At 70.2% G+C, this 10,790-nt stretch carries 10 protein-coding genes, 1 other RNA gene and 1 pseudogene; 4 read left to right on the forward strand and 8 right to left on the reverse strand.

Annotated features, from left to right (window positions below):
- Together CA983_RS32990 and CA983_RS32995 are read right to left on the reverse strand one after the other, a co-directional pair.
- Positions 1-839, reverse strand: an 839-nt coding sequence (locus CA983_RS32990) for a hypothetical protein (RefSeq protein WP_086604463.1), incomplete at its 3' end; no start/stop codon positions are given.
- A 12-nt stretch (positions 840-851) separates the two neighbouring features.
- Positions 852-1,097: a hypothetical protein gene (locus CA983_RS32995; RefSeq protein ID WP_086604464.1), complete on the reverse strand. Its 246-nt coding sequence runs from the start codon at positions 1,095-1,097 to the stop codon at positions 852-854.
- A gap of 210 nt (positions 1,098-1,307) precedes the next feature.
- Here CA983_RS32995 and CA983_RS33000 point away from each other — a divergent pair, with 210 nt between their 5' ends.
- The 3 genes from CA983_RS33000 to CA983_RS33010 all read left to right on the forward strand — a co-directional run bounded on the left by CA983_RS33000 (position 1,308) and on the right by CA983_RS33010 (position 5,834).
- On the forward strand, positions 1,308-2,516 hold the full coding sequence (locus tag CA983_RS33000) for an MFS transporter (RefSeq protein ID WP_086604465.1): 1,209 nt from the start codon (positions 1,308-1,310) through the stop codon (positions 2,514-2,516).
- A 91-nt stretch (positions 2,517-2,607) separates the two neighbouring features.
- A complete protein-coding gene (yicI, locus tag CA983_RS33005; protein ID WP_086604466.1) occupies positions 2,608-4,863 on the forward strand; it encodes an alpha-xylosidase in 2,256 nt (751 codons plus the stop codon).
- Positions 4,863-5,834, forward strand: coding sequence for a LacI family DNA-binding transcriptional regulator (locus CA983_RS33010; RefSeq protein WP_208637092.1), 972 nt, complete (start codon positions 4,863-4,865; stop codon positions 5,832-5,834). Before yicI ends, CA983_RS33010 begins: the two co-directional genes overlap by 1 nt.
- A gap of 48 nt (positions 5,835-5,882) precedes the next feature.
- Here CA983_RS33010 and ssrA read toward each other — a convergent pair.
- The 5 genes from ssrA to ftsE all read right to left on the reverse strand — a co-directional run bounded on the left by ssrA (position 5,883) and on the right by ftsE (position 9,882).
- Positions 5,883-6,286, reverse strand: a transfer-messenger RNA (tmRNA) gene (gene ssrA, locus CA983_RS33015).
- Positions 6,287-6,470: 184 nt separating this feature from the next.
- Positions 6,471-6,950, reverse strand: coding sequence for an SsrA-binding protein SmpB (gene smpB, locus CA983_RS33020; protein ID WP_059421449.1), 480 nt, complete (start codon positions 6,948-6,950; stop codon positions 6,471-6,473).
- Between the two features lie 46 nt (positions 6,951-6,996).
- The gene (locus tag CA983_RS33025) at positions 6,997-8,166 is read right to left on the reverse strand and encodes a S41 family peptidase (RefSeq protein ID WP_208637093.1); all 1,170 of its coding nucleotides are present in this window, start codon (positions 8,164-8,166) and stop codon (positions 6,997-6,999) included.
- Between the two features lie 68 nt (positions 8,167-8,234).
- Complete coding sequence (gene ftsX, locus CA983_RS33030) at positions 8,235-9,152, reverse strand: permease-like cell division protein FtsX (protein WP_059421452.1); 918 nt, start codon at positions 9,150-9,152, stop codon at positions 8,235-8,237.
- Positions 9,153-9,192: 40 nt separating this feature from the next.
- Positions 9,193-9,882, reverse strand: coding sequence for a cell division ATP-binding protein FtsE (ftsE, locus tag CA983_RS33035; protein WP_003990615.1), 690 nt, complete (start codon positions 9,880-9,882; stop codon positions 9,193-9,195).
- Between the two features lie 315 nt (positions 9,883-10,197).
- Between ftsE and CA983_RS33040 the strand changes: the two genes are divergently transcribed.
- The gene (locus CA983_RS33040) at positions 10,198-10,389 is read left to right on the forward strand and encodes a hypothetical protein (protein ID WP_086604469.1); all 192 of its coding nucleotides are present in this window, start codon (positions 10,198-10,200) and stop codon (positions 10,387-10,389) included.
- Positions 10,390-10,500: 111 nt separating this feature from the next.
- Here CA983_RS33040 and CA983_RS33045 read toward each other — a convergent pair.
- Positions 10,501-10,790: pseudogene (locus CA983_RS33045) on the reverse strand (hypothetical protein); the annotation flags it as partial.

Consider the following 10,790-nt stretch of genomic DNA (forward strand, 5'->3'; position numbering starts at 1 on the left):
CGCTCAGGCCCCTCCCCCTCACCCGCATACTCACCCGAAACCGCACCGGCACCGGCACCGGCATCCGTCACTTCGCCCCMCGGAACATCCCCACCGGACAGCTCCCTCGACGGAACCTGCCCCAGGCGGTGCCGAGGCACAGTACGCAAGGGCGGACGGGTCAGCGTGATCTGGCGGACGACCTGCTGGAAGCATGTCAGCGCCGCCAGCCCGGGCAGGGCAGCCGCCGCTGTACCGAGGACGGTCCTCGGCGCCTGGGCGACACACAGCAGCACGGCGACGCACGAGAAGAACAGCACCACACACCAGGAGTGCACGGCGCGGCGCTGGTGCAGCGCGGCCCGCAGGACGGACAGGGAGGCCACCAGCCAGGGCCCGTACACCAGCAGGGGCCACCAGGCGCGGAGGCTGCGCTCCGCGGGGGACAGCGCGGCCAGGCGCAGCGGGTCGTAGGCGACCATGCCGCTCAGGAGACTCACCGCGGAGGCGATGACGGCCGCCAGGGCGGCGATGAGGAAACTGGTGGTGCGGAGCAGGCGGGGGGTTCTGCGGGCCCGCACCTTGCGGTGGCGCCGGGGGACCTCCCGCACGGGCGGCAGTTCCTCGGTGATGTCCTGGAGCCGCTGCATGCGCTCGCCCGGGGCCGGATCCGCGGGGGCGGCCGGTGCCGTGTCACGCGCGGCGGGGATCCTCGACTCCTGCTCCCCGAGTGCCTCCTCGAGGATGAACGCCAGTTCCTCGGCCGGGTCCCAGGTCGGGTCCGGTGGTGTCAGGGGAGTAACGAAATCCCGGGTCGGAGCCCGGTGCCGGCCGGTACCCTCGATTTTGTTGTCATACATGGCGCGGCCCGACTATTCCGCAAGCGCGAAAGCGGGCCATTCCGTCGCACTGATCCACCGTCGCGCCAGATCCTTTTCCAGCACGCTCATGGTGTCGATGAAATCGCGCAGAACCGGCTCGGTCACCTGCAGTGTGACCGGGCAACCGCCGTTGGTGAGCGTGCCGTTGACTGTGGCCGACGAGTGCGCCGGAGCGGGAATGTAGGTGTACGGGCCGAGCGTTACCGCCCAACCGTCTTTCCTGGTCGCCTCGGTCATGTACCGACTAACCGTCGCCCCTCTTCGGCGGATGCGCGGCAAACGAGTGAAGGATTTTCCCGTTGAGCATCTTTTCCATGCGCCATGAGGAGCATGAGGAATCTCCATATCTCTGTATGAAGAACACAAGGCGGTCCTACAACCCAGGTGCGTGAGTCCGTACGGAACAGGTGTTGGACCGGTTGATCACCGCCGGGCGACGGTGGACGCATGCCGCACCTCACCCCCTACCGCCGTCTCTTCCGCCTGCCGGGCGCCCGCGCGTTCACCGCCGGGAATCTGATCGCCCGGCTGCCGATGGGCATGTTCAGCGTCAGCGCGGTCGTCATGATCGCCGGTACGCGGGGCTCGTACGCCCTCGCCGGTGCCGTCACGGCGACAGGGCTCGCGGCGACCGCGGTGGTGGCGCCGTGGACCGCGCGGCTCGTCGACCGGCACGGGCAGGCCCGGGTGGCCCTGCCCGCCACGGTGATCGCCGTCCTCGGCTCGCTCGCGCTGCTGCTGTGCGTGCGCCACGACGCCCCCGACTGGACCCTGTTCGCCTCCTACGCCGCCACCGCCACGACCCCCAACACCGGCGGCATGTCCCGGGCCCGCTGGGCGTATCTGCTGGCCGGTGACGCCACGGCGCTGCACACGGCCAACTCCTTCGAACAGGCCGCGGACGAGCTGTGCTTCATGCTGGGCCCGGTGCTCGCGGCCTTCCTGTGCGGGGCGTTCTTCCCGGAGGCGGGCACGCTCGTCGGCGCGGTGCTGCTGCTGGCGGGAATGCTCCTGTTCACCACCCGGCGCACGACGGAGCCGCCGGTCCGCGCGCACATACCCGCGAGGGCGCCGCTGCGCGCCCCCGGCATGCCCCCGTTGCTCGCGGTCTGCCTGGCGATGGGCGCGGTGTTCGGCTCGACGGAGGTCGTCACGCTCGCGTTCGCGGACGCGCGGGGTCACCGGTCGGCGGCCGGTGCCGTGCTCGCGCTCCAGGCGGCGGGCTCGTGCGCGGCGGGTCTGCTGTACGGCGCCGCGAAACCCGCCGGGCCTGCCGCGTCCCGCCTGCCGTGGTGCGTGGCCGCGATGACCGCGCTGCTGACTCTGCCCCTGCTCGCGGCCGTTCTCACCGGTTCGCTCGCGCTCCTGGCGGGCGCGCTGCTGATCGCCGGGATGGCGACGGCCCCGACGATGGTCACCACCATGACGCTGGTCCAGCAGCGCACGCCCGAGGGCCGGCTGAACGAGGGCATGACCCTGGCGGTGACCGGCCTGCTCGGCGGCATCGCCTGCGGCAGCGCGCTCGGCGGCTGGACGGTGGAGCACGTGTCGGCGACAGCCGGATACGGCATCCCGGTGACGGCGGCGGCCGTGGCCCTGGCGTTGTCCCTGTGTGGGACGTCGAAACGCTTCACCGATCGACGCACGCCCCATTGACGCCCTCCCGCACCCCACATACGTTCTTCCGTCGAAGCGCTTCGACGTCACGTGGCCGTTCCCCGCGGGCACGGGAAGAAGGACCCCCCACATGAAGTTCACCGACGGCTACTGGCTGCTCCGGGAGGGCGTCACCGCGGCGCACCCGGCCGAGGTGCTCGACGCCACCGAGTCGGACGGCACGCTGGAGATCCACGCGCCGACCCGGCCCGTCCGCTCCCGCGGGGACCTGCTGAAGGGCCCCGTCCTGACGCTCCGCGCGCACACGCCCATGCCCGACGTCATCGGCCTGACGCTGACGCACTTCACGGGAGGGGAGCCGCGGGGTCCCGCGTTCGAGCTCACCGGGTCGGGCGCCACCCCGGGGATCTCCGACGACGACGAGCACGCGACCCTGACCTCGGGCGAACTGTCGGTCCGGGTGGCCCGCGGCGGCCCCTGGCACGTCGAGTTCCTCGCGCACGGCCGCACCCTCACCAGCAGTGGCCACAAGGGCATGGGCATCATGCGGGACGCGACCGGCGCCCACCACCTGCGCGAACAGCTGGTGCTCCAGGTCGGCACGTCCGTCTACGGCCTGGGCGAGCGCTTCGGCCCGCTGGTCAAGAACGGCCAGGTCGTCGACATCTGGCAGGCCGACGGCGGCACCTGCAGCGAGCAGGCCTACAAGAACGTCCCCTTCTACCTCACGGACGCGGGCTACGGCGTCTTCGTCGACCACCCGGGCAAGGTGTCCTTCGAGGTCGCCTCGGAGGTCGTGTCCCGGGTGCAGTTCAGCGCGGAGACGCAGGAGCTGACGTACTACGTCGTCCACGGCCCGACCCCGAAGGACATCCTGCGCAAGTACACTGCCCTGACCGGCCGCCCGGCCCTGCCGCCCGCCTGGTCGTTCGGCCTGTGGCTGTCGACGTCCTTCACGACGTCGTACGACGAGAAGACGGTGACCTCCTTCATCGAGGGCATGCGGGAACGCGAACTCCCCCTCTCCGTCTTCCACTTCGACTGCTTCTGGATGCGCGAGTTCCACTGGTGCGATTTCCAGTGGGATGCCCGGGTCTTCCCCGACCCGGAGGGCATGCTGGCCCGGCTGAAGGCCCGTGACCTGCGCGTCTCCGTCTGGATCAATCCGTACATCGCCCAGCGCTCCCCGCTGTTCGCCGAGGGCAAGGCGCTCGGGCATCTGCTGAGGCGCCCGGACGGCAGCGTCTGGCAGTGGGACCTGTGGCAGCCCGGCATGGCCCTGGTCGACTTCACCAGCCCGGCCGCCCGCGCCTGGTACGCCGCCAAGCTGGAGGCGCTGCTCGCGCAGGGCGTCGACTGCTTCAAGACCGACTTCGGCGAACGGGTACCGCTCGATGTGACCTGGTCCGACGGCTCCGACCCGGAACGGATGCACAACTACTACACGTACCTCTACAACCGCACGGTCTTCGACGTGCTCCGCAAACACCGCGGCGAGGCGGAGGCCGTCCTCTTCGCCCGCTCGGCGACGGCGGGCAGCCAGCAGTTCCCCGTGCACTGGGGTGGCGACTGCGAGGCGACGTACGAGTCGATGGCCGAATCACTGCGCGGCGGGCTGTCCCTCGGGCTGTCCGGCTTCGGCTTCTGGAGCCATGACATCGGCGGCTTCGAGGGCACTCCGACACCGGCCCTGTTCAAGCGCTGGCTGGCCTTCGGCCTGCTCTCCTCGCACAGCCGCCTGCACGGCAGCAACTCCTACCGGGTCCCCTGGCTGTTCGACGAGGAGTCGGTGGAGGTCGCGCGCCACTTCATCCGGCTGAAGCTGCGCCTCATGCCCTACCTGTACGAGACGGCCCGGACCGCCCACACGGAGGGCGTGCCGATGATGCGGGCGATGGTCCTGGAGTTCCCGGACGACCCGGGCTGCGCGCACCTGGAACGGCAGTACATGCTCGGCCCGGACCTCCTCGTCGCACCGGTGTTCAGCGACGAGGGCGACGTCACGTACTACGTCCCCGAGGGCACCTGGACGCATTTCCTCACCGGCGAGCAGGTGACCGGCCCGCGCTGGGTGCGCGAGCGGCACGCCTTCCTGAGCGTGCCGCTGCTGGTCAGACCGGGTGCGGTGATCCCGGTGGGAGCGGTGGACGACCGCCCGGACTACGACCACGCCGACGGGGTGACGCTGCGGGCGTACGGCTTGCGGCCCGGCGACGCGACGACGGTACGGGTCGGGGACGTGACCTTCACGGTCGTACGCGAAGGGGACACCCTGCGGGCGACCTGCAGCGACCCGGCGGCACCCTGGGCGCTCGCCGCCACCGGCCACGAGGTCCGGGCACCGGCCGGAACCGGCTCCCTGACACTGGGGCCGGAGCCGGCCTGATGGTCAGGATCACGGACGTGGCACGGCGGGCCGGGGTCTCCCCCAGCACCGTGTCCTACGCGCTGAGCGGCAAGCGCCCGATCTCGGCGGAGACCCGGCGGAGGGTCGAGGCGGCGGCCCGGGAGCTGGGCTACCGCCCGCAGTCGGGCGCACTCGCGCACGGCAGGTCGAACGTCCTGGCCCTGGCGGCCCCGCTGCGCACCGGCGTCCATGTACCGGCGATGATGCGTGTGACGCAGTCGGTGGTGACAGCGGCACGCGGGTACGACCGCGACGTCCTGCTCCTCACCCATGAGGAGGGCCTGACCCGTCTCAGGGAATCGGCGCCGGCGGACGCGTTACTGGTCATGGACATCGGCCTTCACGACCCACGTCTCCCCCTGCTCCGCTCCCTGGACCGCCCTTCCGTCCTGCTCGGCCTGCCCGCCGATCCGCACGGTCTGACCTGCGTGGACCTGGACTACAGGGCGGCGGGCGAGGCGTGCGTGCACCACCTGGCCCGGCTCGGCCACCGGACAGTGGCCCTGGTCGGCGCGCCACCGGAGGTCTACCTCCGCAGGACCGCCTCGGCCCACCGCCTGGTCGAGGGCTTCACGGCCGCAGCCGACCACCACGGGCTGGCCTCGTCGGTGCACCCCGCCGTGCCGGCCCCGGCCGAGGCCCACCACCTCGCGGACCGACTGCTGCGCGAACACCCCGCCCTGACGGCCGTGGTCGTCCACAACGCCGCCCTGCTGGAACCCCTGATCACGGTCTTTCAGCAGCTCGGCCTCCGCATCCCCGAGGACATGTCGATCGCCGCCGTCTGCCCCGACGACCCCGCGACGATCACGTCGGTCACCCTGCCGGCCGCGGAGCTGGGCACCCGGGCGGTGGAACTCCTCATGGAAAAAGTGCACGGCACACCCGTACCGGAGACGACGCTGCTGCCGCCGCGGCTGACGGAGCGGGCGAGCACGAGCCGGGCATGACACAGGCCCCGCCGCTCGTAAGCGACGGGGCCTGTGCCCACATGGGATGAGTGGAGATGGCGGGAATCGAACCCGCGTCCAACGGTGTGGAATCAGGGCTTCTCCGTGTGCAGTCGGCTGTGCTTTTCTCGGCCCCGGAGATCACGCCGACAAGTCTCCGACGGGCCCAGTCACTGTGTGGTTTCCCTCTTCACCCCGTGACCGGGATCAAGGTTTAGTTCCCTAAATGATGCCAGGAACCGGGTCGGGAACACTCCCGGGCTGACACTCCCTTAAGTAGGGGAGCCGCTGCTCGCTACCTGAAGATCAGGCAGCGAGGGCGAGCTCGCCCTGGGAGATGGATCGCTTGGAATTGGCGATTATTTTTTTCGGCCTGTGGTTTACGAGATCATGGCCGCTTCCTCGACACGCTTCCCCTGCTTCGACAGCCGCTGTCGAAACCGATCATCCCCATGTTGATTTTTCAATCGTCGCCCCCGCTGTGAGGGGCTCACACCGCCTGGGCGGTGCAGATGCCATCGTACGGGATCAACCTCCGCCGATGCCACCGTATTCCCGGCGGTCACCCCGCCGTCGTACCGGGTTCAACACCTCCCTGCGCCGGAGCGTTCCCCGCCCCGGCGGGTGTGATACAGGTCACGCCCGCTGCTTCCGCCGTACCGCCGAGATCACCCGCTCCGCCTCGCGCCGGTCCTGCTTCTCGCGGAGCGTCTGGCGCTTGTCGTACTCCTTCTTGCCCTTCGCCAGCGCGATCTCGACCTTGGCGCGGCCGTCCTTGAAGTACAGGGCGAGGGGCACGATGGTGTGACCCGTCTCCTGCGACTTCGACTCCAGCTTGTCGATCTCCTCGCGGTGCAGCAGCAGCTTCCGCTTGCGGCGGGCGCTGTGGTTGGTCCACGTGCCCTGGGTGTACTCCGGCACGTGCACGTTGTAGAGCCACGCCTCGTGCCCGTCCATCTGCACGAAGCCGTCGACCAGCGACGCCCGTCCCTGGCGCAGCGACTTCACCTCGGTGCCGGTGAGGACCAGACCGGCCTCGTAGGTGTCGATGATGAGGTAGTCGTGCCGCGCCTTCTTGTTCTGCGCGATCATCTTGCGCCCTTTTTCCTTAGCCATAGTGCCGCCCATTTTCGCACTACGGAGGGGGCCCGCGGGAAGTCGATTACGAGGGGCCGGTCAGACCGCGCAGTACGGTCTCGGCCCGCTGGAGGGCCCCTTCGTCGGCCTCCAGGTCGGGCGTGATGCCCCGGCCGTCGACCGCACGGCCGGAGGGGGTGCGGTAGTGCCCGACGGTCAGCTCCGCGACGGAGCCGTCGGGCAGCCGGCTCGGCATCTGGACCGAGCCCTTGCCGAAGGTCCGGGAACCCACGACGAGCGCCCGTCCGCGGTCCTGAACGGCGCCGGTGAGGAGTTCGGCCGCGCTCATCGTCCCGCCGTCGACGAGCGCGACCAGGGGTCTCGTCGTGTCACCGCCGGGCTCGGCGTGCAGGGCGCGCTGCTCGCCGTCGACGCCGTACGTGGCGACCAGGCCGCCGTCGAGGAAGGCGGAGGCGGCGGTGACGGCCTCGGTGACCAGGCCGCCGGAGTTGCCGCGCAGGTCGAGGACGATCCCGCCGCCGGGCGGGGCCTGCCGGACGGCCTCGCGGACCTGGTCGCCGGAGCCCTTGGTGAAGGAGTCGACCCGGATGACGGTGACCGATCCGGCGACTTCGCGAACGGAGACCGAGTCGGCGGTCAGCTGGGCCCGGCGCAGGGTCTCGGTCCACGCGCGCGTGCCGCGCTCCAGGCCGAGGCGGACGGTGGTGCCGGCCGGGGCGTCCGTGGCGTCCCCGCGCAGCAAGGAGACGACCTCGGTGACGGGCCGCCCGTCGGTCTTCTCGCCGTCGACGCTGCGCAGCACGTCTCCGGGGCGGATCCCGGCGGTGGCCGCGGGCGAGCCGGCGCGCACCTTCGTCACCTCGATACGGCCGTCGCGTTCGCTGCGCGCCCACAGGCCGACGCCGGTGTACTGGCCGTCGAGGGTTTCCTCGAACTGCTCGTACTCGCCCCGGGAGTAGACGGCGCCCCAGCGGTCGCCGCTGCGGCTGACGGCGCGCTTGGCGGCCTCCATCGGGGACTTGCCGTCGGCCATGGCCTCCTCGGCCGCCCTGGTGACGTCCGCGTGGTGCCCGGCCGGGGTGGCCGAACGGGCCTCGTCCGGCGCGGACTTCCGCTCGGCCTGCGGGAGGGATCCCGTGGCCGCGCCGGCGACGAGCACGCTCGCGAACATCAATGTCAGGGCGGCCCCGCGGCGGATGCGACGGGGCTGACAGAACGGGTCACGACCTGACATGCCGGTGAGTCTAGGACAAGGGAAAGGGCCGTACGGCTTGTTGACCGCACGGCCCCTCTTGGTATGCGTCACACCTTCAAGTACTTGCGCAGCGCGAAGAACGCGGCCAACGCGGGCATCAGCAGGCTCGTGGCGAGGATGAGCGGCAGCTTCGTCAGGACGGCGTCCCAGCCGATGAAGTTGATCAGCGTCAGCTGGTCGGCCAGGGCCAGTCCGTGGTCGATGAGGAAGTACCGGGCGATGAGCAGGAAGGCGCACGCGAGCGTGCCGCCGATGAGCCCGGCGACCGCGGCCTCCATGATGAACGGCGCCTGGATGTAGAAGCCCGAGGCGCCGACCAGGCGCATGATGCCGGTCTCGCGCCGCCGGCTGAACGCCGAGACGCGCACCGTGTTGACGATCAGCATCAGCGCCACGACCAGCATCAGCGCCATCACCGCGCGCGCGGCCCAGTTCATGCCGTTCAGCAGCTTGAAGAGGTTGTCCAGGATGCCCTTCTGGTCCTGCACGGACTGCACGCCGTCCCGGCCGTTGAAGGCGGTGGCGATGACCTGGTACTTCTGCGGGTCCTTCAGCTTGATGCGGTACGACTCCTGCATCTGGTCCGGCGTGAGGGAGCTGGCCAGCGGGGAGTCGCCGAACTGTTCCTTGTAGTGCTTGTACGCCTGGTCCTGCGACTCGTAGGTGACCGTCTGGACGACGCCCATCTTGTCGAGGTCGGCCTTGATCTGCTTCTTCTGGTCGTCCGTCACCGCGCCCTTGGCGCAGTTGGGGTCGGACTCGGCGTCGCTCTTGTTGCAGAGGAAGATCGAGACGTTGACCTTGTCGTACCAGTAGCCCTTCATGGTGTTGACCTGGTCGCTCATCAGGAGCGACCCGCCGAACAGGGCGAGCGACAGGGCGACGGAGACGACGACGGCGAAGGTCATCGTCAGATTGCGGCGGAGACCGACGCCGATCTCCGACAGGACGAACTGGGCGCGCATGGCGAGGGGTTATGCCTTTCCGTGACTCTCGGGTGCGGTCTCAGTGCTGGTAGCCATAGACACCGCGGGCCTGGTCGCGGACGAGGCGGCCCTTCTCGAGTTCGATGACGCGCTTGCGCATCTGGTCCACGATGTTCTGGTCGTGCGTGGCCATCACCACGGTCGTGCCCGTCCGGTTGATGCGGTCGAGCAGCTTCATGATGCCGACGGAGGTCTGCGGGTCGAGGTTGCCGGTGGGCTCGTCGGCGATGAGCAGCTTGGGCCGGTTGACGAAGGCCCGCGCGATGGCGACGCGCTGCTGCTCACCACCGGACAGCTCGCCGGGCATCCGGTCCTCCTTGCCGCCGAGCCCGACGAGGTCGAGCACCTGCGGCACGGACTTGCGGATCTCGCCGCGCGACTTGCCGATGACCTCCTGCGCGAAGGCGACGTTCTCGCCGACCGTCTTGTTCGGCAGCAGGCGGAAGTCCTGGAAGACCGTCCCCAGCTGGCGCCGCATCTGCGGCACCTTCCAGTTGGACAGGCGCGCGAGGTCCTTGCCCAGAACGTGCACCTGACCGTGACTGCACCGCTCCTCGCGGAGGATCAGCCGCAGGAAGGTGGACTTTCCGGAGCCGGAGGACCCCACGAGGAAGACGAACTCGCCCTTCTCGACCTCCAGGGAGACATCCCTGAGGGCGGGGCGGGTCTGCTTGGGGTAGACCTTGGAGACGTTGTCGAATCGGATCACGGATGCACCACGGGTAGCCGGGGGTAGATGTGCGTGACCTTACGCGAACCGGGCAGGGCACCGCAGTCACCGGTCGCGGTTGCGCATTGGATATGCCGTTTTGTACGTCCCTGAGGGGCGCGGGGCTGTGTCAATATGCGGCTCCGCCGCGCGGGCGCGAGCGACCACACGCGACCCGCAGCCGCGCAACAATGCGAAACCACCCCTCTGGGAGCGACCCGCGCGACCTCCGGAGGAACCTGGCACAGTGGAGAGGGAACGTTCGCACCGCCGCGAGCGTTACACACAAGGAACCGGCGCAAGGAGGGCGAGCGCATGACGTACGACCGGCTGGTGTGCGCGAACTGCGCGGCGCCCGTGAGCGAGGGCCGGTGCCACGTGTGCCGTGCGAACCGCGAGCGGCTGCAGCAGGAGAACTTCCTCGCGGGTCTGAACCCGATGGCGCTGATCGCACTGCTGGCGGTGCTGATCGCCGCGGTGGCACTGCTGGCGCACCAGACCGCCTGACGCCCGGCGGCGTACTCAGCGGTCCGAAAGACACGGCCGAGGGCCCGGAGCGTTTCGCTCCGGGCCCTCGGCGCTGCGCTGTGCCTACCGTCCGTAAGGACGCGGCTACCGTCAGGCGGCAGTACCGCCGCGGCCGCCCATGAGGCGCGGCAGGACGCGGAAGCCGACACCGCCGGCGATCATCGTGGCGGCGCCGATCACCAGGAAGGTGGTCTGCGCGGCACCCGTCTCGGCGAGCTCCTGGCCGTTGCCCTGGGCCTGCGGCGCCGCCGGGGTGGCGTCCGAGCCGGTGTCGGTGAGGGACGAGAAGCCCTCCTCCTGCGGGGAGGTGCCACCGTCGGGGTCGGCGGCGTTGCCGCCACCGACACTGCCACCATTGCCGTTCCCGCCGCCGTTGCCGT

This window comes from Streptomyces swartbergensis (genome assembly GCF_002148965.1).
GTDB classification, from domain to species: Bacteria; Actinomycetota; Actinomycetes; order Streptomycetales; family Streptomycetaceae; genus Streptomyces; species Streptomyces swartbergensis.

Excerpts from the sequence above, each read along its gene's own strand:
- CA983_RS33040 (WP_086604469.1), top strand. The coding sequence starts at position 10,198 with ATGACGTACGACCGGCTGGTGTGCGCGAACTGCGCGGCGCCCGTGAGC.
- CA983_RS33010 (WP_208637092.1), top strand. The coding sequence starts at position 4,863 with ATGGTCAGGATCACGGACGTGGCACGGCGGGCCGGGGTCTCCCCCAGC.
- ftsX (WP_059421452.1), bottom strand. The coding sequence starts at position 9,152 with ATGCGCGCCCAGTTCGTCCTGTCGGAGATCGGCGTCGGTCTCCGCCGC.
- CA983_RS33025 (WP_208637093.1), bottom strand. The coding sequence starts at position 8,166 with ATGTCAGGTCGTGACCCGTTCTGTCAGCCCCGTCGCATCCGCCGCGGG.
- CA983_RS33000 (WP_086604465.1), top strand. The coding sequence starts at position 1,308 with ATGCCGCACCTCACCCCCTACCGCCGTCTCTTCCGCCTGCCGGGCGCC.
- CA983_RS32995 (WP_086604464.1), bottom strand. The coding sequence starts at position 1,097 with ATGACCGAGGCGACCAGGAAAGACGGTTGGGCGGTAACGCTCGGCCCG.
- yicI (WP_086604466.1), top strand. The coding sequence starts at position 2,608 with ATGAAGTTCACCGACGGCTACTGGCTGCTCCGGGAGGGCGTCACCGCG.
- smpB (WP_059421449.1), bottom strand. The coding sequence starts at position 6,950 with ATGGCTAAGGAAAAAGGGCGCAAGATGATCGCGCAGAACAAGAAGGCG.